This window comes from Streptomyces sp. LUP30, assembly GCF_001746365.1.
In the GTDB taxonomy this organism is placed as follows: Bacteria; Actinomycetota; Actinomycetes; order Streptomycetales; family Streptomycetaceae; genus Streptomyces.
The window spans coordinates 67,497-91,709 of record NZ_MJAJ01000013.1 but is presented as its reverse complement, the minus strand read 5'-3'; the positions used below and the strand labels follow the sequence as shown (position 1 = coordinate 91,709).

At 68.6% G+C, this 24,213-nt stretch carries 27 protein-coding genes; 13 read left to right on the top strand and 14 right to left on the bottom strand.

Features of this window, described 5'->3' with window-relative positions:
• Positions 1-31 precede the first annotated feature (31 nt).
• From BG482_RS13765 to BG482_RS13755, 3 genes are all read right to left on the bottom strand, one after another.
• Positions 32-1,063: an alanine racemase gene (locus BG482_RS13765; protein WP_069769286.1), complete on the bottom strand. Its 1,032-nt coding sequence runs from the start codon at positions 1,061-1,063 to the stop codon at positions 32-34.
• A gap of 76 nt (positions 1,064-1,139) precedes the next feature.
• The gene (gene femX / locus BG482_RS13760) at positions 1,140-2,261 is read right to left on the bottom strand and encodes a peptidoglycan bridge formation glycyltransferase FemX (protein WP_069769285.1); all 1,122 of its coding nucleotides are present in this window, start codon (positions 2,259-2,261) and stop codon (positions 1,140-1,142) included.
• Between the two features lie 211 nt (positions 2,262-2,472).
• On the bottom strand, positions 2,473-2,784 hold the full coding sequence (locus BG482_RS13755; RefSeq protein ID WP_069769284.1) for a hypothetical protein: 312 nt from the start codon (positions 2,782-2,784) through the stop codon (positions 2,473-2,475).
• A gap of 286 nt (positions 2,785-3,070) precedes the next feature.
• Between BG482_RS13755 and rpsF the strand changes: the two genes are divergently transcribed.
• The 4 genes from rpsF to rplI all read left to right on the top strand — a co-directional run bounded on the left by rpsF (position 3,071) and on the right by rplI (position 4,829).
• Complete coding sequence (gene rpsF, locus BG482_RS13750) at positions 3,071-3,361, top strand: 30S ribosomal protein S6 (protein ID WP_006604399.1); 291 nt, start codon at positions 3,071-3,073, stop codon at positions 3,359-3,361.
• A 78-nt stretch (positions 3,362-3,439) separates the two neighbouring features.
• Positions 3,440-4,045, top strand: a complete 606-nt coding sequence (locus BG482_RS13745) for a single-stranded DNA-binding protein (RefSeq protein WP_069769283.1) — start codon at positions 3,440-3,442, stop codon at positions 4,043-4,045.
• Between the two features lie 82 nt (positions 4,046-4,127).
• Entirely contained in the window at positions 4,128-4,364 is a 237-nt protein-coding gene (gene rpsR / locus BG482_RS13740) for a 30S ribosomal protein S18 (protein ID WP_020130672.1), read from the top strand.
• A gap of 18 nt (positions 4,365-4,382) precedes the next feature.
• Positions 4,383-4,829, top strand: a complete 447-nt coding sequence (rplI, locus tag BG482_RS13735) for a 50S ribosomal protein L9 (protein WP_057609128.1) — start codon at positions 4,383-4,385, stop codon at positions 4,827-4,829.
• 126 nt (positions 4,830-4,955) lie between these two features.
• Here the strand turns inward: rplI and BG482_RS13730 are convergent, their stop codons facing one another.
• Positions 4,956-6,293 (bottom strand): MATE family efflux transporter, encoded by a 1,338-nt coding sequence (locus tag BG482_RS13730; RefSeq protein WP_069769282.1) that lies wholly within the window; start codon positions 6,291-6,293, stop codon positions 4,956-4,958.
• Positions 6,294-6,751: 458 nt separating this feature from the next.
• On the opposite strand from BG482_RS13730, the gene dnaB reads away from it, so the two are divergent.
• On the top strand, positions 6,752-8,230 hold the full coding sequence (gene dnaB, locus BG482_RS13725; RefSeq protein WP_069769281.1) for a replicative DNA helicase: 1,479 nt from the start codon (positions 6,752-6,754) through the stop codon (positions 8,228-8,230).
• A gap of 37 nt (positions 8,231-8,267) precedes the next feature.
• Here the strand turns inward: dnaB and BG482_RS13720 are convergent, their stop codons facing one another.
• Positions 8,268-8,834, bottom strand: a complete 567-nt coding sequence (locus BG482_RS13720; RefSeq protein ID WP_069769280.1) for a dihydrofolate reductase family protein — start codon at positions 8,832-8,834, stop codon at positions 8,268-8,270.
• Positions 8,835-9,138: 304 nt separating this feature from the next.
• Between BG482_RS13720 and BG482_RS13715 the strand changes: the two genes are divergently transcribed.
• Positions 9,139-10,524 carry a serine hydrolase gene (locus BG482_RS13715; RefSeq protein ID WP_069769279.1) on the top strand — a complete coding sequence of 462 codons (1,386 nt, stop codon included), beginning with the start codon at positions 9,139-9,141 and terminating at the stop codon, positions 10,522-10,524.
• A gap of 82 nt (positions 10,525-10,606) precedes the next feature.
• Here the strand turns inward: BG482_RS13715 and BG482_RS13710 are convergent, their stop codons facing one another.
• Together BG482_RS13710 and BG482_RS13705 are read right to left on the bottom strand one after the other, a co-directional pair.
• Entirely contained in the window at positions 10,607-11,059 is a 453-nt protein-coding gene (locus BG482_RS13710) for a GNAT family N-acetyltransferase (protein ID WP_069769341.1), read from the bottom strand.
• A 10-nt stretch (positions 11,060-11,069) separates the two neighbouring features.
• The gene (locus tag BG482_RS13705) at positions 11,070-11,540 is read right to left on the bottom strand and encodes a MarR family winged helix-turn-helix transcriptional regulator (protein WP_069769278.1); all 471 of its coding nucleotides are present in this window, start codon (positions 11,538-11,540) and stop codon (positions 11,070-11,072) included.
• Positions 11,541-11,684: 144 nt separating this feature from the next.
• Here BG482_RS13705 and BG482_RS13700 point away from each other — a divergent pair, with 144 nt between their 5' ends.
• Together BG482_RS13700 and BG482_RS13695 are read left to right on the top strand one after the other, a co-directional pair.
• Positions 11,685-12,902 (top strand): MFS transporter, encoded by a 1,218-nt coding sequence (locus tag BG482_RS13700; RefSeq protein ID WP_069769277.1) that lies wholly within the window; start codon positions 11,685-11,687, stop codon positions 12,900-12,902.
• Positions 12,903-13,007: 105 nt separating this feature from the next.
• On the top strand, positions 13,008-13,427 hold the full coding sequence (locus tag BG482_RS13695; RefSeq protein ID WP_069769276.1) for a heme-binding protein: 420 nt from the start codon (positions 13,008-13,010) through the stop codon (positions 13,425-13,427).
• Positions 13,428-13,502: 75 nt separating this feature from the next.
• On the opposite strand, the gene BG482_RS13690 is transcribed toward BG482_RS13695, so the two are convergent.
• Positions 13,503-14,369 carry a GNAT family N-acetyltransferase gene (locus BG482_RS13690; protein ID WP_069769275.1) on the bottom strand — a complete coding sequence of 289 codons (867 nt, stop codon included), beginning with the start codon at positions 14,367-14,369 and terminating at the stop codon, positions 13,503-13,505.
• 456 nt (positions 14,370-14,825) lie between these two features.
• Between BG482_RS13690 and BG482_RS13685 the strand changes: the two genes are divergently transcribed.
• Positions 14,826-16,106 (top strand): globin domain-containing protein, encoded by a 1,281-nt coding sequence (locus BG482_RS13685; RefSeq protein ID WP_079141789.1) that lies wholly within the window; start codon positions 14,826-14,828, stop codon positions 16,104-16,106.
• Positions 16,107-16,145: 39 nt separating this feature from the next.
• Here the strand turns inward: BG482_RS13685 and BG482_RS13680 are convergent, their stop codons facing one another.
• The 5 genes from BG482_RS13680 to BG482_RS13660 form a co-directional block, all read right to left on the bottom strand.
• Positions 16,146-16,628: an NUDIX domain-containing protein gene (locus tag BG482_RS13680; RefSeq protein ID WP_069769274.1), complete on the bottom strand. Its 483-nt coding sequence runs from the start codon at positions 16,626-16,628 to the stop codon at positions 16,146-16,148.
• 87 nt (positions 16,629-16,715) lie between these two features.
• Positions 16,716-17,621: a LysR family transcriptional regulator gene (locus tag BG482_RS13675; protein WP_069769273.1), complete on the bottom strand. Its 906-nt coding sequence runs from the start codon at positions 17,619-17,621 to the stop codon at positions 16,716-16,718.
• A 228-nt stretch (positions 17,622-17,849) separates the two neighbouring features.
• A complete protein-coding gene (locus BG482_RS13670) occupies positions 17,850-19,007 on the bottom strand; it encodes a cystathionine gamma-lyase (RefSeq protein WP_069769272.1) in 1,158 nt (385 codons plus the stop codon).
• Positions 19,004-19,495, bottom strand: a complete 492-nt coding sequence (locus tag BG482_RS13665) for a low molecular weight protein-tyrosine-phosphatase (protein ID WP_069769271.1) — start codon at positions 19,493-19,495, stop codon at positions 19,004-19,006. Before BG482_RS13665 ends, BG482_RS13670 begins: the two co-directional genes overlap by 4 nt.
• A 7-nt stretch (positions 19,496-19,502) precedes the next feature.
• Entirely contained in the window at positions 19,503-19,880 is a 378-nt protein-coding gene (locus BG482_RS13660) for a phage holin family protein (RefSeq protein ID WP_069769270.1), read from the bottom strand.
• Between the two features lie 58 nt (positions 19,881-19,938).
• Between BG482_RS13660 and BG482_RS13655 the strand changes: the two genes are divergently transcribed.
• The 4 genes from BG482_RS13655 (at position 19,939) to BG482_RS13640 (ending at position 22,279) form a co-directional block, all read left to right on the top strand.
• Positions 19,939-20,256: a cupin domain-containing protein gene (locus tag BG482_RS13655; protein ID WP_069769269.1), complete on the top strand. Its 318-nt coding sequence runs from the start codon at positions 19,939-19,941 to the stop codon at positions 20,254-20,256.
• Positions 20,257-20,438: 182 nt separating this feature from the next.
• Positions 20,439-20,651, top strand: coding sequence for a DUF5326 family protein (locus BG482_RS13650; protein WP_069769268.1), 213 nt, complete (start codon positions 20,439-20,441; stop codon positions 20,649-20,651).
• A gap of 217 nt (positions 20,652-20,868) precedes the next feature.
• A complete protein-coding gene (locus BG482_RS13645; RefSeq protein WP_079141788.1) occupies positions 20,869-21,732 on the top strand; it encodes an IclR family transcriptional regulator in 864 nt (287 codons plus the stop codon).
• Between the two features lie 100 nt (positions 21,733-21,832).
• Positions 21,833-22,279 (top strand): SsgA family sporulation/cell division regulator, encoded by a 447-nt coding sequence (locus tag BG482_RS13640; RefSeq protein WP_069769266.1) that lies wholly within the window; start codon positions 21,833-21,835, stop codon positions 22,277-22,279.
• 174 nt (positions 22,280-22,453) lie between these two features.
• Here the strand turns inward: BG482_RS13640 and BG482_RS13635 are convergent, their stop codons facing one another.
• Positions 22,454-24,034 carry a YibE/F family protein gene (locus BG482_RS13635; protein WP_079141787.1) on the bottom strand — a complete coding sequence of 527 codons (1,581 nt, stop codon included), beginning with the start codon at positions 24,032-24,034 and terminating at the stop codon, positions 22,454-22,456.
• Positions 24,035-24,213: the final 179 nt, after the last annotated feature.

The window sequence follows — 24,213 nt, the reverse complement described above, 5'->3', positions numbered from 1 at the left end:
CCTGAGCGCTGCCCGGGCGTCCTCAGGACGCTCAGCGATCCACGATCCGGTCGAACTGTGTGGTGGTGTGGCGCAGATGGGCGACCAGCTCATCGCCGACGTGCGGCTCCGGCGCGTCCGAGGGCACGAACAGGATGGAGACCTGCATGTGCGGGGGCTCGGCGAACCAGCGCTGCTTTCCGCCCCACACGAACGGCGAAAGATTCCGGTTCACGGTGGCGAGGCCGGCCCGGGCGACGCCCTTGGCGCGCGGCATGACGCCGTGCAGGGCCTTGGGGGCCTCCAGGCCCACCCCGTGCGACGTGCCGCCCGCCACGACCACCAGGAAGCCGTCCGAGGCCGCCTTCTGCTGCCGGTAACCGAACCGATCGCCCTTGGCGACCTTGGTGACGTCCAGGACCGCGCCGCGGTACTCGGTGGCGTCGTGGTCCCCCAGCCACAGCCGCGTGCCGATGCGCGCACGGAAGCGGGTCTGCGGGAACTGCTGCTGCAACCGGGCGAGTTCGTCGGCCTTGAGGTGGCTGACGAACATCGTGTGCAGCGGCAGCCGGGCCGCGCGCAACCGGTCCATCCAGCCGATGACCTCCTCGACGGCGTCGGAACCGTCGGTGCGGTCCAGCGGCAGATGGATGGCGAAGCCCTCCAGGCGCACGTTCTCGATGGCGGAGTGCAACTGCGGCAGATCCTGCTCGCTGATGCCGTGCCGCTTCATCGAAGACATCACCTCGATGACCACCCGCGCGCCCACGAGGCCGTACACGCCGTCCACCGACGACACCGAGCGCACGACCCGGTCGGGCAGTGGCACGGGCTCCTCGCCGCGCCGGTAGGGCGTCAGCACCAGCAGGTCCCCGCCGAAGAAGTCCTTGATGCGCGCGGCCTCGTACGTCGTGCCGACGGCGAGGACGTCCGAGCCCAGCCGGGTGGCCTCCTCCGCCAGCCGGTCGTGCCCGAAGCCGTAGCCGTTGCCCTTGCAGACCGGTACGAGCCCCGGGAACTGCTCCTGCACGTGCTTGTGGTGCGCCCGCCAGCGCGCGGTGTCGACGTAGAGCGTGAGCGCCATGGCCGGACCCGGGACCTTTCTCGTGGCTGCCGTGTGGGGGAGGTGCGTCAGAGGTATGGAATCACTGAACGTGACGTCAGCGGCGCGACATGTAGATGTCGAGCGCCTTGTGGAGCAGCTTGTTCAGCGGGAAGTCCCACTCGCCGAGGTACTCCGCGGCCTGACCGCCCGTGCCGACCTTGAACTGGATCAGGCCGAAGAGGTGGTCGGTCTCGTCCAGCGAGTCGGAGATGCCGCGCAGGTCGTAGACCGTGGCGCCCAGGGCGTAGGCGTCACGCAGCATGCGCCACTGCATCGCGTTCGAGGGACGGAACTCCCGGCCGATGTTGTCGGAGGCCCCGTAGGAGTACCAGACGTGACCGCCGACGATCAGCATCGTGGCCGCCGAAAGGTTCACGCCGTTGTGGCGGGCGAAGTACAGCCGCATCCGGTTGGGGTCCTCGGTGTTGAGGGCCGTCCACATCCGCTGGAAGTACGACAGGGGTCGCGGCCGGAAGTGGTCGCGGACAGCCGTGATCTCGTACAGCCGCTGCCATTCCTCGAGGTCGTGGTAGCCGCCCTGGACGACCTCGACGCCGGCCTTCTCGGCCTTCTTGATGTTGCGTCGCCACAACTGGTTGAAGTTCTTGTGGACCTCTTCGAGGGAGCGGTTCGCCAACGGCACCTGGTAGACGTAACGCGGCTGGACGTCCCCGAAGCCGGCGCCACCGTCCTCGCCCTGCTGCCAGCCCATGCGGCGCAGCTTGTCGGCCACCTCGAAGGCGCGCGGTTCGATGAAGTCGGCCTCGATGTCGCGCAGTCGCTTCACGTCCGGGTTCTGGATGCCCGCCTTGATGGACGTGGCCTCCCAGCGACGGATGATCACCGGCGGGCCCATCTTCACCGAGAAGGCGCCCTGCTGCTTGAGGTGAGCCAGCATCGGTTCCAGCCAGTCGGTCAGGTTCGGCGCGTACCAGTTGATGACCGGGCCCTCGGGCAGATAGGCCAGGTAGCGCTTGATCTTGGGCAGTTGGCGGTAGAGGACCAGACCCGCGCCGACCAGTTCACCGGTTCGTTCGTCGAACCAGCCGAGGTTCTCCGAACGCCACTCGGCCTTGACGTCGGCCCAGGCCGGAACCTGCATGTGGCTCGCCGACGGCAGGCTCTGGATGTACGCCAGATGCTGCTCGCGGCTGATCGTCCTCAGGGTCAGGCTCATTCGGGGCGCTCCTCGGGCTGGGGTGTCCCCATGGGTAGGGGCTCCGGCTCTCGCGCCGAAGCCTACTGCGCCGTGCGAGCTGCCTCACTGGGCGTACTCCACCTGCGCCCCGGCCCGCGTGCGGCCGGGGCGTTCCGTGTGGGTTCGTAGGCGTCCTACGTGTCCTTCGGTGAGGACGGTGGTCCCGGTGCCGGGGTCGGCACCGGTGGGGTCACCAGACTCCGCCGAAGAGACCGCCGTGCGCCATGCCGATGAAGAAGCCGACGCCCGCGGCACCGAGACCGAGGATCAGGCCGAAGCGCTCACGCGTGGTCTCGGAGACCCACTGTCCGTAGGCGCCGGTCAGGATTCCCACCAGACCGGTCCAGGAGCTCAGCAGATGAAGGCTGTGGAAGAACGACGTGATGAAGGCCGTCAGACCCAGCACCAGCGTCACTGCGAGCAGGGTGTCCTGGAGGGGATGGGGTTTGCCGTCGGTGGCGAAGAGAGAACCGGCGGTGTTCGGTCGCAATGCCTGTGCCATGGGGCACCTCCTGCGGAAGGCGGCGCATCGTAGCGCCATACACACCCGACGTGTACAGACTGACGGGCAACCACGCCGGATTTCAACCGGAAGCGTGTGTGCAGGTAGTCTGTACCCTCTGCACCGGTGTCTGCCCAGCCAGAGCCAGGGGTCAACCCAGCTCAGACCGGGGAAGTCGCTCGTCGACCCCCGATTGTCAGTGGCGGCCGATACCGTTGCGTACGCATCACAACCCTCCTGCCACGGATCGACCGTGGCCGCTGAGTCCAAAGGAGGTGGGTTCCACATGCGTCACTACGAAGTGATGGTCATCCTCGACCCCGATCTCGAGGAGCGCGCTGTCTCCCCGCTGATCGAGAACTTCCTCTCCGTCGTCCGTGAGGGCAACGGAAAGGTGGAGAAGGTCGACACCTGGGGCCGTCGTCGTCTCTCGTACGAGATCAAGAAGAAGCCCGAGGGCATCTACTCGGTCATCGACCTGCAGGCCGAGCCTGCGGTCGTCAAGGAGCTCGACCGCCAGATGAACCTGAACGAGTCGGTCCTCCGGACCAAGGTCCTCCGTCCCGAGACCCACTGAGCTCACGAGCTCAGCTGATCTCGGGATTCTGAGTAGCAGCACTAGCAGCCAGCAGCAAACCCGCCGAGAGGTTCCCCCATGGCAGGCGAGACCGTCATCACGGTTGTCGGCAATCTTGTCGACGACCCCGAGCTGCGCTTCACCCCCTCCGGTGCGGCGGTCGCGAAGTTCCGTGTCGCGTCCACTCCCCGCACCTTCGACCGCCAGACGAACGAGTGGAAGGACGGCGAGAGCCTGTTCCTGACCTGCTCGGTCTGGCGTCAGGCGGCGGAGAACGTCGCGGAGTCGCTCCAGCGAGGCATGCGCGTCATCGTGCAGGGCCGGCTGAAGCAGCGGTCCTACGAGGACCGTGAGGGCGTCAAGCGCACGGTCTACGAGCTGGACGTCGAGGAAGTCGGCGCCAGCCTTCGCAGTGCCACGGCCAAGGTCACCAAGGCCTCCGGCCGCGGTGGCCAGGGCGGCCAGGGTGGTTACGGCGGCGGCGGTGGCGGCCAGGCCGGCGGCGGCTGGGGTGGAAACTCCGGCGGCGGTCAGCAGGGCGGCGGCGCTCCCGCCGACGACCCGTGGGCGACCAGCGCTCCCGCCGGTGGCAACCAGGCGAGCAGCGGTGGCGGCGGCTGGGGTGGAAACTCCGGCGGCAGCACCGGCAGCGGCGGCGGCTACTCGGACGAACCCCCCTTCTAGGCCCATGGGCCCGGTCGTCCGGGTCTGTTCGGGTCGAAGGCGGGGTCGAATCCCAACTTCTTGATCACACAGGAGAAACACCATGGCGAAGCCGCCTGTGCGCAAGCCTAAGAAGAAGGTCTGCGCATTCTGCAAGGACAAGGTCACGTACGTGGACTACAAGGACACGAACATGCTGCGGAAGTTCATTTCCGACCGCGGCAAGATCCGTGCCCGCCGCGTGACCGGCAACTGCACGCAGCACCAGCGTGACGTCGCCACGGCCGTCAAGAACAGCCGTGAGATGGCGCTGCTGCCCTACACCGCCCAGGCGCGATAAGGGAAGGGTGACCGACAAATGAAGATCATCCTCACCCACGAGGTCTCCGGCCTCGGTGCCGCAGGCGACGTCGTCGACGTCAAGGACGGCTACGCTCGCAACTACCTGATCCCGCGGAACTTCGCGATCCGTTGGACCAAGGGTGGCGAGAAGGACGTCGAGCAGATCCGTCGCGCTCGCAAGATCCACGAGATCCAGACCATCGAGCAGGCCAACGCTGTGAAGGCTCAGCTCGAGGGCGTCAAGGTCCGTCTGGCCGTCCGCTCCGGCGACGCCGGTCGTCTCTTCGGTTCTGTCACCCCGGCCGACGTCGCTTCGGCGATCAAGGCTTCCGGTGGCCCCGAGGTCGACAAGCGCCGCATCGAGCTCGGTTCGCCGATCAAGACCCTGGGCGCCCACGAGACGTCCGTGCGTCTGCACCCCGAGGTTGCCGCCAAGGTCAGCATCGAGGTTGTCGCGGCCTGATCGCTGCGTTCGGCTCGAAGAGCCGAGAAGGGGCCGCACCCACCGGGTGCGGCCCCTTCCGCTTGCCGTGTTTCACGTGAAACGCCAGGCGAGGCCTGAGGCGGTCGTCCGTTTCACGTGGAACGGTCAGCGGGCCGCGCCGGTGACGAGCCATCGGCCGGAGCGCGCACGCAGCCAGAGGGTCAGCATCCGCACGACCATCATCAGTGTCATCGCCCCCCACAGTGCGGTGAGGCCGCCGCCGAGCACCGGCACCAGCAGGGCCGCCGGAGCGAAGACGGCCAGGGTGAGCACCATCGCCCAGGCCAGATACGGCCCGTCTCCCGCTCCCATCAGCACACCGTCCAGCACGAAGACGATGCCGCACACGGGCTGGGAGAGCGCCACCACGAGCAGAGCGGGCAGCGCTGAGGCTTTCACCGCCGGATCGCTGGTGAACAACGGCAGGAACAGCGGTCGGGCGACCACCACCAGCAAGCCGAGAAGGATCCCTGCAGCGATTCCCCACTCGACCATCCGTCGGCAGACGTCGCGGGCGCCTGGAGCGTCCTCGGCGCCGAGATAGCGCCCGATGATGGCCTGCCCGGCGATGGCGATGGCGTCCAGGGCGAACGCGAGCAGACTCCACAGGGCCAGGGCGATCTGGTGCGCTGCGATGTCGGCATCGCCGAGTCCGGCGGCCACAGCGGTGGCGATCAGCAGGATCGCTCGCAGCGAGAGCGTGCGCACCAGAAGGGGGCCACCTGCTCGGGCGGAGGCCTTGATGCCCGCGGTGTCGGGTCGCAGGGACGCACCGTGACGGCGGGCTCCTCGTACCACCACCAGGAGGTAGACCGCAGCCATGCCCCACTGGGCGATGACGGTGCCCCAGGCGGAGCCGGCGATGCCCAGGCCGGCGCCGTAGACGAGGGCGACGTTCAGGCCCGCGTTGGCGACGAAGCCCGCGACGGCGACGTAGAGCGGTGTTCTCGTGTCCTGGAGGCCGCGCAGGACACCGGTCGCTGCCAGCACGACGAGCATGGCGGGGATGCCGAGTGCCGAGATACGCAGATAGGTGGTCGCGTAGGGAGCCGCGGTGTCCGAGACGCCGAAGAATTCCACGAGGGCTGGGGCGGTGGGCAGGACGGCCGCGATCACGCCGGCGCCCAGCAGCAGCGCCAGCCAGATGCCGTCCATACCCTGCCGGATCGCCGCCGGAAGATCGCCGGCTCCCACGCGGCGTGCGACTGCTGCAGTGGTGGCGTACGCAAGGAAGACGAAGACGCTGACGGCTGTCGTGAGGAGGGCGGAGGCGACGCCGAGGCCGGCCAGTTGGGCGGTGCCCAGGTGCCCCACGATGGCGCTGTCGGCCATGACGAACAGTGGCTCGGCGACGAGCGCGCCGAAGGCTGGAACGGCCAGTGCGACGATCTCTCGATCGTGCTGTCGCCGGGCGGCCCTGGCGGGCGCGGGAGCCTGTGTCATGAGCACCAATCTAATCGTCCACAGGTAAGAGATGCAATCGTCTTGTGACCCTTACGTGCGTGTGGGCAGCACACGCGCTCGCGCTTCGTTCGAAGAGATCTTGGCCCGATGGGGCAACTTTTTCTTCTGCACAGCCAGTGGATGAGGAAACCGCAGGTCAGCGGCTACCGAAAAGAAAAGGAGAGGGCTTGTTCACAGCACTGTCCACCGGGTCGTGCACAGGTTTTGCGGAGTTGTCCACAGCATCGGGGCCGTCGTCCACATGGCCTGTGGATAACCAGATTGGCTGAAGGTGCCCGCGGGCCTACCGTGGTCCGGCGCCCGCTCCGTCTGTCGGCCGAAGAAACCCGCACAAAAACGACGCGCCACAAACGGAGTTGGGCCTCTCAATTGTCAGTGTCGTGCCGTAGAAAAGAGGCACGGCGAGGTCCGCTCGGCGGACGGGAGGAGGTGGCTCGGTGAGCATTTCCGAGCCCTTGGACGACCCGTGGGCCGACAGTGGCCCCAGTGATCGTCTCCCCGCTTCCCGCCGACGCGGCGACGGAGGCCGCGGCCGGGACGATCAGCATGATCGCGGGCGCGACTCCGGCGAGTGGGAGGGCGGGGGGACCGCCTTCGAGCGGGTGCCGCCCCAGGACCTCGACGCCGAACAGTCCGTCCTCGGCGGCATGCTTCTGTCCAAGGACGCCATCGCCGACGTGGTCGAGGTGCTCAAAGGCCACGACTTCTACAAGCCCGCGCACGAGACGATCTACCAGGCGATCCTCGACGTCTATGCCAAGGGCGAACCGGCGGACCCGATCACGATCGCCGCCGAGCTCACCAAGCGCGGCGAGATCAACAAGATCGGGGGCGCGTCCTATCTGCACACCCTCGTCCAGACGGTGCCGACCGCGGCCAACGCCGAGTACTACGCGGAGATCGTCCACGAGCGCGCGGTCCTGCGACGCCTGGTGGAGGCCGGCACCCGCATCACTCAGATGGGATACGCGGGCGACGACGACGTCGACGAGATCGTCAACCGCGCCCAGGCGGAGATCTACGCGGTCACCGAGCAGCGCACCAGCGAGGACTATCTCCCGCTCGGCGACATCATGGAGGGCGCCCTCGACGAGATCGAGGCGATCGGCTCACGCAGCGGCGAGATGACGGGCGTGCCCACCGGTTTCACCGACCTCGACTCGCTCACCAACGGGCTGCACCCGGGCCAGATGATCGTCATCGCGGCCCGTCCCGCCATGGGTAAGTCGACCCTGGCGCTGGACTTCGCGCGTGCGGCGTCGATCAAACACAACTTGCCGAGCGTCATCTTCTCCCTCGAAATGGGCCGCAACGAGATCGCGATGCGTCTGCTGTCCGCGGAGGCCCGGGTCGCCCTGCACCACATGCGGTCCGGCACGATGACGGACGAGGACTGGACCCGTCTGGCTCGCCGGATGCCCGAGGTGTCCTCCGCGCCGCTCTACATCGACGACTCCCCGAACCTGTCGATGATGGAGATCCGCGCGAAGTGCCGCCGACTGAAACAACGCAACGACATCAAGCTCGTGATCATCGACTATCTCCAGCTGATGCAGGCCGGCGGCTCCAAGCGCTCCGAGAGCCGCCAGCAGGAGGTCTCGGACATGTCCCGTAACCTCAAGCTGCTGGCCAAGGAGCTCGAGGTGCCCGTGATCGCGCTCTCGCAGCTCAACCGTGGTCCCGAGCAGCGCACGGACAAGAAGCCGATGGTGTCCGACCTGCGTGAGTCCGGCTCCATCGAGCAGGACGCCGACATGGTCATCCTGCTGCACCGCGAGGACGCCTACGAGAAGGAGTCCCCGCGCGCGGGCGAGGCGGACATCATCGTGGGCAAGCACCGTAACGGCCCCACGGCCACCATCACGGTCGCCTTCCAGGGCCACTACTCGCGCTTCGTGGACATGGCGCAGACCTGATCTCCCAGTTGCGGGACCAGAGCCTGGACGCTGCTGCTCAGCGCCTCGTCTCGTACCTGGTCAGGACCACGCCGCCGGTAAGTGTCCGCGTCTCCACCAGGTTCAGGTTCACCCAGCTGTCCAGCGCGGTGAAGAACGGCGTGCCGCCGCCCACCAGAACCGGATGGGCGGCGATCACATACTCGTCGATCAGCCCTGCGCGCATGGCCGCCGCGGCGAGCGTGGCGCCGCCGATGGTCATGGGACCGCCCTCCTCGGCCTTGAGCCGGGTGATCTCGGCGATCGCGTCGCCGGTGACCAGGCGGGCGTTCCAGCCGACCTTGTCGATCGTCGAGGAGAACACCACCTTCGGCGTGTCCCGCCAGTTCCGTGCGAACTCGATCTCCGCCGCGGTGGCGTTGGGCTGCTGGTCGCCGGTCGGCCAGTAGGAGCTCATCGTCTCCCAGAGCTTGCGCCCATACAGCGACAGGCCACTCGCCCGCTCGTGGTCGAGCCACCATTGGAACAGCTCGTCGCTCGGTGGTCCGCTCCAGCCGATGTCGTCGCCGGCCGCGGCGATGTAGCCGTCCAGGGTCAGGTTCATGCCGTAGATCAGCTTCCGCATGGCTCGGCCTTCCGTCCGTGGGTGTCCGGCGTGGAGACCAGCGTGGCGCGGGAAACTCATCGGTGCGCGGTCTGGGCTCGCCGGTGGTCCTCGTGCTCAAGGCTCAGCGTGGTGCGCTCGGCGGCCACGGGCAAGCTGCCTGATCTCGACCTCGCCCTGCCACGTAGCCCGTGATCAGACCCAGACCCGTGGCATTTCCTCATGACCGCCGCGTGGAGATGTCGCAGCTCGCGCGATGGGAGCGGCCCCGGACGTGCGGTGAAATGGACTCGACGTCGGTCGTGGGGCCGGGTGGACTGGCCCCATGACGACACCTCAGGAAGAGCTGCTGCCCGGCACCCGGCGTGCGCTGCTCCACCGGATCGCCGTGGCCCAGGCCGAAGGGCGGGCGCCGTCGCTCGTCGCCGCCGTCGTGAGGGACGGGCGAGCCGTGTGGCACGGGGCGCGGACCTCGGTCGAGGGGCACGGCCCGGACGAGAACGTGCAGTACCGGATCGGCTCGATCACCAAGACCTTCACCGCCGTCCTCGTGCTGCGATTGCGGGACGAGGGAGTGCTCGACCTCGGCGATCCGTTGGAGAAGCACCTGCCCGGTACAACCGCCGGCGATGTCACGATCGCCGAACTGCTCGCCCACACCGGCGGACTGGCGGCCGAGGCACCTGGCCCATGGTGGGAACGGACCCCGGGTTCACTGCGGCCGGAACTCGCCGACGTCCTCGGGGACCGAGCCGCCCCGCATCCGGCCGGCCGCCGCTTCCACTACTCGAACCCCGGCTACACCGTCCTGGGAGCCCTTGTGGAACGGCTTCGCCGCGCGCCCTGGGAGGAAGTGCTGCGCCGCGAAGTTCTCGAACCCCTGGGGCTTCGTCGCACGAGTGTGCACCCTCAGGCTCCGGCCGCGGGCGGCTGGGCGGTGCATCCGTGGGCCGACGTCATGCTGCCCGAGCCCGCCGAGGACTTCGGGCGGATGGCGCCGGCGGGGCAGCTCTGGTCCACCACCGGCGACCTCGCACGGTTCGCCGCCTTTCTGGCGCGGGGCGACGACCGGGTGCTGAGCGTTGAGACGCTGCGCGAGATGGCGACGCCCGCGGCGCCGGCCGGACCGGCGGACCTGGCTGACGGCGCGTCGTACGGACTGGGACTGCAGGTCCAGCACAGGGACGGACGGCTGCTCGTGGGCCATTCCGGCTCGGTCCCGGGCTTCCTGGCCACGCTCACCGTCGGCGTCGCGGACGACGTGGCCGCGGTCGTGCTCGCGAACTGCACGTCGGGCCCGCTGACGTCGCAGGTGGCGGCCGATCTCGTGCGCATCGTCGCCGAGGCCGAGCCGCGGATCCCCGAGCCGTGGCGTCCGCTGTCGGAGGTCGAGGCTTGCGTCCTGGAGCTTGCAGGTCAGTGGTACTGGGGAACCAGTCCTGTCGCCCTGCGGGTGACGACCGACGGGCTTCTCTCCCTGGGGCCCTTGTCGGGCGGCGGCCGGCGGTCCCGGTTCCGGCCGAACGGGGACGGCACCTGGACCGGGCTGGAGGGTTACTACGCCGGAGAGATCCTGCAGGCGGTACGGCGGACGGACGGGAGTGTGGACCACCTCGACCTGGGGTCGTTCGTGTTCACGCGGCAGCCGTACGAGGAAGGCGACTCCGTGCCCGGCGGCGTCGACCCCGCGGGATGGCGGGGGATCGGCTAGACGCACAGAGCGGGGAGGTCCTGTTTCACGTGAAACAGGACCTCCCCGCAGTGCGCAATCTGCTTCTCCGGGAGCGGGGCCTTCAGAGCTGCAGCTTGAAACCCACGTGTGAGGCCACGAACCCGAGTCGTTCGTAGAAGCGATGGGCGTCCGTGCGCGTGTTGTCGGAGGTCAGTTGCACCAACTGGCAGTTCTCCTGACGCGATTCCTCGATCGCCCACTCGATGAACCGTGTGCCCAGGCCGCTGCCGCGCTCGTCGGCGTGCACGCGGACGCCCTCGATGATGGACCTGGTCGAGCCCCGCCGGGACAGGCCCGGGATGATCGTCAGCTGGAGGGTGCCGACCACGCGTCCCTCACGGACGGCCACGACCAGGCGCTGGTTCGGGTCGGCGGTGAGCCGTTCCAGTGCGGCCAGGTAGGGGCCGAGGTCGTCCGGTGACTCGCGCTGTGCGCCCAGAGCGTCGTCCGCGAGCATGGCGACGATCGCGGGGATGTCCTCGGCGACGGCGGCCCGGATATCAAGATCTCCCATGACGGCCACTTTATGCAGGCAGGGTCACAGGTGCCTTGAGTGATTCCACGACCCGTACGAGTGGGGCCAGTTCCGGGTTCCCGGCGGCTTCGTCGAGGGCTTCGCGCAGGGCGGCGTCGTTGGTCGGCCGGGCTTCGCCGAGCAGCTTCAGGCCGGCCTCGGTGACATTGGTGTAGATGCCGCGTCGGTCGGTGGGGCACAGGTAGCGCTCGAGCAGCCCGCGGTCCTCGAGTCGGGTCACCAGCCGGGTGGTGGCGCTCTGGCTGAGGACGACTGCGTCGGCCACCTGCTTCATCTGCAGATGCCCGCCGTCACCTTCGTGCTGCCGGCTGAGGACATCGAGCAGGGAGTACTCGCGCACGCTCAGGTCATGGCGCGCCTGCAGTGCCCGCTCGATGTGGGCCTCGATCCTCCCGTGCAGCAGCGAGAGGGCGCACCAGCCCTGGGCGAGGGCGGTGAGTGCGGGGTCCGTCGCAGTCATGGCGTTCTTCTCCTCCGTCCCGGAACGGCTGACCCCCAGGATAGAGCACCCTTGCAATTGCCAGTGTTTGAAGATTACCCGCGTGTGCAACTATTGTGGAAGCGTGCAAAGCGCTCCTGCAATCACTTGGGAAGGTGTCACCCTATGCCTCTCGCGCTTCTGGCTCTCGCGATCGGGGCCTTCGGAATCGGGACGACGGAGTTCGTGATCATGGGCTTGCTGCCCGAGATCGCAGACGACTTCGGGGTCTCCATCCCCACGGCCGGCTACCTCGTGACCGGCTACGCGCTCGGGGTCCTGTTCGGAGCCCCGGTCATGACGGTCCTCGGCACCAGGATCTCCCGTAAGCGGATGCTGATGCTGTTGATGGGCCTGTTCATCGCGGGCAACCTGCTCTCGGCGGTCGCCCCCGTCTTCGCCGTGATGCTGATCGGCCGGGTGGTCGCCTCTCTCGCCCACGGCGCGTTCTTCGGCATCGGTTCGGTCGTCGCGGCCGACCTGGTCGCTCCCGACAAAAAGGCCGGGGCCATCGCGATGATGTTCACGGGGCTCACCGTCGCGAATGTGGTCGGCGTCCCCCTGGGCACTCTCGTCGGGCAGAACGTCGGTTGGAGGGTCACCTTCGCCATCGTCGCCGCGCTCGGTGTCGTCGGGCTGGTCGGTATCGCCAGGCTGGTGCCCGAGATGCCGCGGACGGAGGGCGTGCGCCTGCGGCACGAGCTGGCCGCCTTCAAGAACACCCAGGTTCTGCTCGCCATGGCGATGACCGTTCTCGGATTCGGCGGGGTCTTCGCGGCCATCACCTACATCGCGCCGATGATGACCCACGTCGCCGGCTTCGCCGACGGATCCGTCACCTGGCTGCTGGTCCTCTTCGGTCTCGGCATGGTCGGCGGCAACCTGATCGGCGGGAGGTACGCCGACCGGGCGTTGATGCCCATGCTGTACGTCTCCCTGGGGGCCCTGGCCGTCGTCCTGGCGCTCTTCACGCTCACCGCCCACGACAAGGTCCTGGCGGCCGTCACGATCGCTCTGATCGGCGCCCTGGGCTTCGCGACCGTCCCGCCGTTGCAGAAGCGCGTCCTGGACCAGGCGCACGGCGCCCCCGCACTGGCGTCCGCGGTGAACATCGGCGCCTTCAACCTGGGCAACGCACTGTCCGCCTGGCTCGGCGGCCTCGTCATCGCGGCGGGGCTGGGTTACACCGCGCCGAACTGGGTCGGCGCCGCCCTCGCGGCGGGTGCCCTAGCGCTCGCCGTCGTCTCGGCAGCGCTGGAGCGCCGTGACAGCGCCCGTGGCGGATCCGGGCACGCCATCACCGGCAGCACTGCCGCCGAGCGGCAGAAGGCCGTTCAGCACTGAGCCTGCCCGTCACGGTTCGCCCGGGCCAGGACCTCCCGGGCCACCCGTGCCGGCCCTTCCGCACGCCTCCGACAGCAGCACAGCACCCCAAGGAGCACCCACGTCATGAGCACCACCACTGCCACGCCCCTGACGATCCACGACGCCGAAGCCCTCGTGGCCTCGGCCCACACCGCGGCCGAGGCCGCCGGGACGACGGTCAGCGTGACCGTCCTGGACGCGGGCGGCCATCTGCTGGCCTTTCGGAGGGACGACCGAGCGGTACTGATCTCCGGAGAGACGAGCACCCGCAAGGCGTACACGGCGCTACAGCTGAATGCCGCCACCGCCGACTTCGTGGACGCCGTGCAGCCCGGCGGCCTCTTCCACACACTGCCCACCGCGCTCGACCGGCCGTTGCTGTTCATCGCGGGCGGTGTGCCGGTCCATCGCGACGGTCGGCTGATCGGGGCGATCGGGGTGGGCGGCGGCGCCCCGGAACAGGACCACGCCTTCGCCATGGCGGCGGTGAGGGCGTTCGCCTGACGAAGACAGCCACCCATGATGAGCGCCGGCTTCCCACGCCAGGGGAGCCGGCGTTTTACGTGCGCCCGCGCATCGTCAGCCGGCCGCCACGGTCAGCGGAGCGAAGCGGCGACGCCAGTCGCCCGGCAGTTCCGCGATTCCGTAGGTCATCACGGAGTTGAAAGCCACGGATTCCAGGCCGTGCGCCTTCACCCAGTCCAGCAGTTCCTCGTGCCGCACGTCGATATCGGTGCGCAGCGGCCGGTCCGTGACGGCGGCGAGCGAGGTGAGAAGCGCCTTCGCGGTCTCCGTATCCCGGGCGATCAAGGGGCCCACGACCTGAGTCTGCATGTTGGGCCATGCGGCTGCGTAGCCGATGATCCGGCCGTCGTCCTCCGCGACCCGCAAGTTATCGGCGAAGGCGGGCAGGCGGGCGATCACATGCGTGCGATCGGCGCCGAACACCTCTTCGTCGAGTCGGAGGATCGAGGTGAGGTCCTCTGCCGTGGCCGCACGGGTGACCACGCCTGAGACCGGCTGCGGTGCCGTGAAGTGCCCGCACACCATTTCCGCCCGGCCTGTGGACTTGAACCCCAGCTCCTCGTAGAGCGGACGGCCGTTCGGGGTGGCGTGCAGGGTGAGGGGTGTGGTGTCCATCAGAGCCACGACATGCCGCATCAGTCGCCGACCGACACCTTGCCGGGCGTACCGCTCGGCGACCAGCACCATGCCGATGGCGCCGAGACGAGGGTGGCCGTGCGGGCCGTACTCGGTGACGACACATGCGGCGACGAGGCCTCCGGCGGGGTCGTCGATGCCGTAACCCCTCCCGGCGGAAAGGAGGAAGCCCCATTTGTGCTCCTCGCGAGGCCACCCCCGATCTTCGGACAAGTCGGCGCAGGCGGTGAGGTCGCGGTGCGTCAGACGGCGGATGGGCAGAGCGGCGAGAGATGGAGTCGGCACGCAGGTCAGGCTGTCCGAACCGAACGGTCGGCGTCCACCTGATTCCTCTCGACCGGCGTGCTTTTGGCCATGCCACGGCTACTGCGCAGTGCGCCGACAGCCAGGCAGCGTTTCACGTGAAACAGAGGTTCGGAGACGAGCAGCGTTTCACGTGAAACGGCGACGAAGACGCGGGAAGCTCGGAGTGGCCCGGCACGATTGGGTGCGACCAGCGTCGCGCACGACGAAGCCGTCCTCCCTGAACTGGCCTGATCTGCCAAATCATTGAGGGGCCCACTGCTCGGCATCGCTGTGTGCGCAGGGGCTGCAGTGGGGTGCTCGCACGGCGGACGGCGGCCGGTAGGGTCGAAGCCGGTTCGCTTCAGGGACGAGGCGCGCGGGACGCGGGGGGAGCAGTCGTCGTCTCTCCAGGGAGTGCGCAGACCTACCCAGAAGACGTTCGAGGCGAGGCACATCATGGACGTTCCGGCCACCAGGTCGGCCGACGACGGCACGTCCGGCGGCGAGGGCGGATGGTTCGCTCCACAGAAGCAGCCGACGGCGGCCGTGGAGGGTGGGCTGCAGCCCGTTGTCTCGGCCGGTGATCTCGGACCCGTTCAGCGGTCCGCGCCCGTTAGGGAAGCCTCCCCGGACGCCGTCCTCATCCGCCGCACCATGGCCGAGGTGGTCCCGGTCGCCGATGAGGTCACCTCGTACTTCTACGCCATGCTCTTCGTCCGTCAACCCGGTCTGCGTGCGCTCTTCCCGCCCGCGATGGACGTCCAGCGCGACCGGCTCCTGAAGGTTCTGCTGACCGCTGCTGAGCACATCGACGACGCACCGGTGCTGGTCGAGTACCTGCAGAACCTGGGCCGCGGACACCGCAGGTACGGCACCCGGGCCGAGCACTACCCGGTTGTCGGCGAGTGCCTCATCGGCGCGCTGAGCAGGTACGCGGGCGCCGTGTGGGACGGTGTGACGGAGGCGGCCTGGGTCCGGACCTACACGACGCTTTCCCAGGTCATGATCGACGCGGCGGCCGCCGACGAGCTGCGTGCGCCTGCCTGGTGGTACGCGGAGGTCGTCTCGCACGAGCTCAGGACAGAGAACGTCGCGATCCTCACCGTGCGCCCCGGCCAGCCCTACGCCTTCCGCGCCGGACAGTACACCAGCCTGGAGACACCCTGGTGGCCGCGGATCTGGAGGCACTATTCCTTCGCCTCCCCGCCCCGCTCCGACGGTCTGCTGACGTTCCACGTGAAGGCCGTCCCCGCGGGCTGGGTGTCCAACGCCCTCGTGCACCGAGCCCGGCCCGGTGACGTCATCCGGCTCGGGCCGCCGACCGGTTCTATGACGGTGGATCACACCAGGGACAGCGGGCTGCTCTGTCTGGGCGGTGGCACCGGAATTGCCCCCATCAAGGCACTGGTCGAGGACGTCGCGGAACGGGGCACACGACGCACGGTCGAGGTGTTTTACGGCGCCCGCAGCGAGCACGACCTGTATGACATCGACACGATGCTCAGGCTCCAGCGGTCCCACCCCTGGCTGGAGGTGCGTCCCGTGGTCGACCGGAACGGCATGCTGCAGCTCCCCGACGCCCTGCGCACCTTCGGGCCTTGGAGCGACTGTGACGCCTATGTCGCCGGTCCGCCCGGCATGATCCGCCGTGGAGTGGACGCCCTGCGCGAGGCGGGTGTCCCTCGGGAGCGCATACGCCATGACGCGGTCGAGGAGCTCGTCCGCACCGGAAGGTGACGAGGGGGTCCCGGACGCGCCCGGGCCAGGCCCGGGTCCTCAGCCGAGGTCGGGGGCGTGCATGGCCCGGACGCCTTCGATGTTGCCGTCCAGATAGTGCCGCAGGGACAGCGGTACGAGGTGGACGGAGGCGATGCCGACCCGGGTGAACGGCACACGCACGATCTCGTACTCGCCGGCGGGTTCCTCGACCTCGGGGCCGTGCCGCAGCGCCGGGTCCATGGACTCCAGACGGCAGACGAAGAAGTGCTGCACTTTCACGCCGGTCGCACCGCCGTCCGCGCCGATGTGCTCGACGGTGTCGACGAAGCAGGGCACCACATCCGTGATCTTGGCACCGAGCTCTTCGTACACCTCCCGGTGCAGTGCGTCCACGACCGTCGCGTCGTCCGGCTCGACCCCGCCACCGGGCGTCACCCAGTAAGGATCGACACCAGGCTTGGTGCGCTTGATCAGGATCAGGTTGTCGCCGTCCAGGAGAACGGCTCGTGCGGTGCGCTTGACCACGGGTCGGACGGTCATGGGAGAAATGTGGCCCCGCTGGTTCCACGTGAAACATCGCGAAAGGTCACTGGTCGAGCTCACCCCGTGACTTCCACGTCTGCAGGGTCAGCACCACGCCGCGGCCGCGCCCAGCAGCCAGTCGTGCGCTCGCGCGACATGCGGCATCGCCAGGGTCCCGGTGCGCACTGCCAGGACATACGTCCGCAGTGGCGGTACCGCCGGCTCGTACACCGCGACGACCTCGCCGCGCGCGAGAGCTGCGGCGCACAGGTACCGCGGCAGGACCGCCAAACCCGCTCCCGCGGCGGCGCAGGCGAGGACCGCCCGGAGATCGGGAACGATGACGGTGCCTGAGGCGGTGGGGCTGGAGTCGAAGACGGAGGCCCAGTAGCGAGAGACCAGGGGCAGCGACTCGTGCACCTCGACGACGGGGAGATGCTCCAGCGCGGACGCGTCTTTGCGGTGCAGCCTCCTGGTGTCGATCTGCTCGGCCCATGGAGAACCCGCGACCAGCACGTGCTCCTCGTCGCACAGGGGTGTGGCCGTGAGCAGCGCCCCACGGGGTCGGACCGTGCTGATGGCCAGGTCATGGTGGCCTGAGGCCAGGCCCTCCAGAACCTCCTCGGCGTTACCGAAAGAGGCGCGCAGGGCGAACCCCTGACCGTTGTCGCCGGACAGCTCGGTGAGCGCCGGAAGGGCTCGCTCGGCGGTGAACTCAGGAGGACCGGCGAGGTGCAACGTCCGCACGACGGACTCGTCCTCGAGGCCGGTTTCGGCGATCTCCACGAGGGCGTCGAGATGAGGAGCGGCTTTGTGGGCGAGTTCGTTCCCGATGCTCGTCGGTGTGACACCGCGGGCCTGCCGCAGGAACAGGGGGCGGCCCAGCTGGCGCTCCAGCGTGCGTATCTGGGAGGTGACGGCCGGCTGGGACAGGCCCAGCAACGCGGCGGCGCGGGTGAAGGAGCCGGCCCGGTGCACGGTCACAAAGGTGCGCAGCAAGGCCAGATCCATGGAGCGCTCTCCTCCTCCCGCCTTCCGTCGGGCTTTCGGACAAAGCCCAACTATAAATAAGTCGATAGGTCCCTGTCGCTACCGTGATTGGACACTGACACAGAGTCAACTAGCCTTGTGGGCGCGGTTCTTCGCGCGCAGAACCGCGGACGGTCCGAGCCACGAGGGGGGAGGCTCGGACCGTCCGTTGCGCACGACGGGGATCCGGGCCGGACGTCCGTGAGCCGGTCATCGCTCCGATTCCTCCAGCGCACGCAGCACGTCCGCCACGAGGTCCTCGGGATCCTCGGCGCCGACGGACAGCCGAACGAATCCCTCCGGCACGGCGTCCCCGCCCCAGCGTCCGCGCCGTTCCGCGGTGGAGCGCACCCCGCCGAAGCTCGTCGCCTCGTCCACGAGTCGCAGAGCATCCAGGAACCGCTCGGCCCGCACGCGGGTGGCGAGCGTGAAGGACACCACGCACCCGTAACGCCGCATCTGCAGCGAGGCGACCTTGTGGGAGGGGTCGTCGGGCAGTCCCGGATACCGCAGACCACTCACCTCGGGCCTCCCCCGCAGCGCCTCGGCGACAGCCAGGGCCGTCGCGTTCTGCCGGTCGACGCGCATCTGAAGGGTGGCGATCGAGCGATGTGCGAGCCAGGCTTCCATGGGCCCGGGGATCGCCCCGACGATCTTGCGCCAACGCCGTACGGACGTCATCGGTTCGCCGGTTCGCCCGGTGACGTAGCCGAGGAGGATGTCACCGTGACCGGTGAGCTGCTTGGTGCCACTGGCCACCGAGAAGTCGGCGCCGAGCGCCAGCGGCCGTTGCCCGAGCGGAGTGGCGAGCGTGTTGTCCACGGCCACCAGCGCGCCACGCGCGTGTGCCGCCTCGGCGAGCTTGCGGATGTCGCACACGTCGAGCCCCGGGTTCGAGGGGGACTCGATCAACAGCAGCTTCGCGCCGTCGAGCACCTCGATCTGGGCGTCCGAAGCGGTCGGCGCGGTGCGCACCTCGATGCCGTACGCCTCCAGCTGGGCGCGGGCCAGTGGCAGCGCCTGGTAGCCGTCGCCGGGCAGCACGACCGCGTCCCCGGCGCGCAGCTGCGAGAAGAGCACCGACGAGATCGCGGCCATGCCGGAGGCGAAGACGAGTGTCTCGACACCGTCCTGCCCCGGTGCCTCCAGCTCGCCGATGGCGTGCTCCAGATGCGTCCAGGTCGGATTCTCGTCCCGGCCGTAGGTGTAGGGGCCCGTGGGCTCTCCCGGCAGGTGGAAGTGCGCCGCGAACACCGGGCCGGGAAGGGTGGGCTCGTACTTCACGGGCTCGGGCAGTCCGGCACGCACCGCACGCGTGCCGTCGCCGGAATCCGGGGAGATCCCCTCGTTCGTAGCGGTACCGCTCATGCCATCTGTCCTTCCACGTCCTCACGCACGGCGGCGAGCAGACCGGCGCTCGCCTCCTCCACCATCTCAAGGCACTCCTCGAAGCCGTCGCGGCCCCCGTAGTAAGGGTCGGGGACGTCGAGGTCGTCATCCGCCGCGGGCGCGTAGGAACGCAGCAGACGTACCTTCGCCGCGTCCTCCGCAGTGGGTGCGAGACGGCGCAGCGCCTTGAGATGACCGGAGTCGAGGGCGATCACCAGGTCGAGGCGGGCGAACCAGGACGACTCGAAGCGCCGGGCCGTGTGGTCGAGCACATAGCCGTGCTCCTCCAGGACGGACCGAGCACGCGGGTCGGCGTTCTCGCCCTCGTGCCAGTCGCCCGTGCCCGCGCTGTCGACCTCGACGAGCCCGTCGAGACCGGCGCCCTCCACCCGCGCGCGAAAGACCGACTCGGCGATCGGCGAGCGGCAGATGTTGCCGGTGCAGACGAAACAGACACGGTAGGTCATCGCGGGCTCAGTCCTCGTCCGGCAGCACTATGTTGAGCGCCCAGGAGACGACGGAGATGATCAGGCCCCCGAGGACGGCGGTCCAGAAGCCCTCCACATGGAAACTCACGTCGAGCTTGTCGGCCAGCCAAGAAGTGAGCAGCAGCATAAGGGCGTTGACCACCAGTGTGATCAGGCCGAGCGTGAGGATGAACAGGGGGAAGGTCAGCACCTTGACGAGGGGCTTGACCAGGAAGTTCACCAGGCCGAAGAGCAGTGCGACGACGAGGAGGGTGCCGATCTTCTTGCCCGTGCTGTCACCGGTCAGAGTGATCTTGTCGAGCAGCCAGACAGCGACCGCCAGGGCGCCTGCGTTGGCGATCGTCTTGACTACGAAATTCTTCATGTGTCTGATCGTGGCAGAGAGATCGCCAACGAGCACCGGACGAGAGCGGACAAGGTCGATGAAGGCATTTCGGTTGGATGAACTGGAGGCGGAACGAGCCGCCAACGACGGTGCTTACCTGCAGTTTCTGCGTGAGCGGAACATGTCGGTCGGCCTGTACGCGCTCGACGCCGGCACCCATGATCCACAGAACCCGCACAACCAGGACGAGGTGTACTTCGTGGCGAGTGGACGGGCCTCGATCACCGTCGGCCTGGAGACCACACAGGTGGCCCGCGGGAGCGTGGTGTACGTCCCGGCCGGAGTGGCCCACAAGTTCCATCACATCAGCGAGGATCTTCGGGTCCTGGTGGTGTTCTCGCCACCCGAGAGCTGAGCTTCTCCGCCTGGTTGCGGACCCGCGCCCTCGGGGTTCCCTAAGGGTTCGATCAGGGGAGGACAAGGGGTGCGAGGCCCCCGTCAGGACCCTCTTCCGACCTAGCATCGACGCAGGACATCGAAATGATCCGGCGCGACAGGAGCGCCGGAAGTCGATCGAAGAGGATGAGGACGAGGGCGATGCAAGAGATCTTCGCTGGACTGCCGTGGTGGGTGAAGTGGGTCGCGGTGCCGGTCATCGCGCTGGTCGTGTTCGGCGGGCTGATAGCCAGCGTCGTCGGCTTCGTGATCGGCCTGCTCTTCAAGCTGCTGGTCTTCGTGGCGCTGGTCGGTGGACTGGTCTACGTCGTACGGAAGTTCACGTCGAGTTCGTCGTCGCGCAGCGAGTGGTGACGAGCGGCGGTCGGTGGGCGGCGCCGAAGACCGGTGATCGGTAACAGGAATCACCGGTTCCCTCGCCCGGGGGAAGTTTTCCCGCAGCCCGTCTGCAAGCGGTGGCAGACGGTTAAAGTCCGGAACTCGACGCGGGGACGACGCCCCGCGAGCGGCGTACGCCCCCTCCCGTGTTCCCCCGCACGGACCGCCCCCTCGCGCTTCGGGAGTGCCCCCCTTGCCCACGGTCGACACCGCAACCGCAGAACCATACGCACCCCCCACCCCGCCACGTTCCCTTGCACCACCGCTCCAGCGGCCGCCGAACCCGGCCGTCCCTGAGCAACCGCACCCGGCGACCACCCTGATCGGCTCCGTGCAGCGCGCCATGCGACTGCTGGAAACCGTCGCCGAGCACGAGTTCGGAGCCCCGGCGAAGCAGCTGGCCCGCGAGACCGGTCTCGCCCTGCCCACGGCCTATCACCTGTTGCGCACCCTCGTGCACGAGGGCTACCTGCGCCGGGACAAGGGGCTGTTCTTCCTCGGTGAGGCCGCCGAACGCCTCGGCAGCAGCGGAGCGGCGCAGAAACGTCGCAGCACTGTCGCCGACACTCTTGCCCAGTGGCGCGATTCGATCGGTGTCCCCGTGTACTACGCGCAGTACCGGGACGGCGAGATCGAGATCATGTGCGTCTCCGACACCCCGGGCAACCCGGCGGTGGAGGAATGGGCCGACTTCCGCGAGACGGGACACGCACACGCCATCGGCCAGTGCCTGCTCTCCCAACTGGATGAGGACGCCCGACGGGATCACCTGGGACGCTACCCGGCGCGGTCGATCACCCCGTACACCGTGCGTGACAACCACACTCTGTTGCGGCGCCTGGAGCGGATGCCGCGCATGGAACCGGTCGTCGAACGACAGGAGTACGCACTGGGCACTGTATGCGCCGCCATTCCGATCACCGTGGGCACCACGGCGGCGACGATGGCGATGTCGCTGCCAGCCCACCACGCCGACCGGCTGCATGCCGCGGCCCGGCAACTGCAGTACGAGGTCGGACGACTGCTGGGGTCCCTCGCGATCTCTATCAGTATCTGAAAACTCACTCCTTGTGATCTGTTGTGTACGTTCAGCAAGATGCCTGCAGTGTCAGAAGGTTCATTCCCGGCCAATCGACGGCAAATGACGGGGTTAGGCGATGCGCGAGTCCGTGCAGGCAGTACAGGCAGAGGTCATGATGAGCTTCCTCGTCTCCGAGGAGCTCTCGTTCCGCATCCCGGTGGAGCTGGTTTACGAGTCGTGCGATCCCTACGCGGTGCGACTCACCTTCCACTTGCCCGGTGACGCCCCGGTGACCTGGGCCTTCGGTCGAGAGTTGCTCATCGATGGAGTGGGCAGGCCGTGCGGTGAGGGCGACGTCCGCGTCTCGCCCGTCGAACCGGACGTGCTCGGAGAGGTCCTGATCCGGCTTCAGGTCTGTGGGGACCAGGCCGTGTTCCGCTCATCTGCGGCCCCTTTGGTGGCGTTCCTCGATCGCACCGACAAGCTGGTGCCTCTGGGCCAGGAGGGTGCGCTCGCCGACTTCGACGCGCATCTCGACGAGGCACTCGACCGCATCCTCGCGGAGGAGCAGAGCGCGGGCTGACGGGGCGGCAGCGAGCGGTGGCGGAACGCTTCGTCACGGGGTGCGGATACGCAGGGACGCTTCTTCATCGGTTCATCTGCCCATCCGTCCATCGGCCCGCTGGACCGCTCGACGGAGCAGAACGGTTGGGCGTGCGCCCGGCTCCCACTGGGGGCCGGGCGCGGTGCGGACAGGTCAGCGCTTGCGGCGCCTGCCCCGGCCACCCCGGGCCGGAGCGGGATCCGACGTCGCTCCCGCCGAAGCCGCCGACCCCGTCAAGCCCACCGCAGCCACAGCCGCAGCCGCCGGAGTCGCAGCCGGAACCGGCACCGCCGCCGAGCCGGTTCCGGGACGGTCGGCGGAGACCACGAGGGCGGCCAGGAGCGTCGTGACCGGCACGGAGGCCACCAGACCGATCGAGCCCACCAGCGTGCGCACGATCTCCTCCGCCACCAACTCACTGTTGGCGACGGCGCCCACGCTGCTCTGGGCGATCGAGAAGAGCAGCAACAGCGGCAGGGCGGCGCCGGCGTAGGCGAGGACAAGCGTGTTGACCACCGAGGCGATGTGGTCACGGCCGATTCGGATACCGGCCCGGTAGAGCCCTCGCCGGCCCATCGACGGGTTGGCCTCGTGCAGCTCCCAGACCGCTGACGTCTGGGTGACCGTCACGTCGTCGAGGACGCCGAGCGAGCCGATGATGATGCCGGCGAGCAGCAGGCCGCTCATGTCGATCGACGGGTACAGGCCGTGGATCAGGCCCGTGTTGTCGTCCGTGTTGCCGGTCAACACCGCCCAGTCGATGAAGACCGAGCCGAGGATGCCGATGAGCAGCAGTGAGACGAGCGTGCCGAGCACCGCGACGGAGGTGCGGGCCGACAGACCATGACACAGGTAGAGCGCGATCAGCATGATGGCGCTGGACCCCACCACCGCGACGACCAGCGGGTTCGAGCCCTGCAGGATCGCGGGCAGCACGAAGAAGTTCAGCACCAGGAAACTGATGGCCAGTGCGACCAGCGCCATCACGCCCCGAAGTCGCCCGACGACCACGACGGCGACCGCGAAGATGCCGGCCAGGACGGACATGGGGATGCGGCGGTTCACATCGGCGACCGAGTACTGCAGATCCTTCGGTGCGGAGGGCTCGTAGGCGACCACGACCTTCTCGCCCTGGTCCAGTTGCCGGCTCTGGTCCGGCTGGATGATCTCGGTGAACGTACGGCCCTTGTCGTCACCGGTGTCCACCCGGATCGTGGCCCTCTTGCACGTGCCCTTCGCCTGTTGCTGCGCCGAGGAGCCCGCTGCCGTGGAGGTGTCGCCCGTCGGAGTCTGGCCCGAGGCGTTCACCGAAGCACAGCTCACGCTCACGACTTTGGCGACCGTGGCCTGCTGGGTCTGCCGGTCGAAGCCGACCCCGGTGCGTTCGTGCGCCGGGGCGCCGCCTGGCCACAGCACCACGAGCCCGACCAGGACCGCGACGCCGAATGGGATGAGGATGGCGGCGATGACCTTGCGCAGGTGCCGGGAGACAGGGGCGGCCGGACCATGACTGTGGCTGTGACCGTGAGAATGCCCGTGCCCCTCGTCATGACCGCGTCTCTGTCCCTCGCCCTGGCCGGCCTGATGCACGTCGCCGTGGCCGTGTTCCTCGCCGTGACCGTGCGCCTTGCCGTGGCCGGGCTGGTGTCCACCGACGTGGCCGGTCTCATGTTCGCCACCGGCCCCGGTCCCATACCCGTCTCCTGAGCCCGGTCCATGGCCGCCGGAACCCATCCTGTGGCCGCCCTGAGGGCCGGGGCCGGGGCCGGGGACAGGACCTGAGCCGGGGTGGGGGCCGGTTCCGGGGCCAGGACCATATCCGTGCCCGTGCCCGTGCCCCTGCTGGGTCTCTTGGAAGTCGCTGTTGCCCCTGCTGCTGGCGTAGCCGTACCCGTAACCGTCCCCACGTCCCT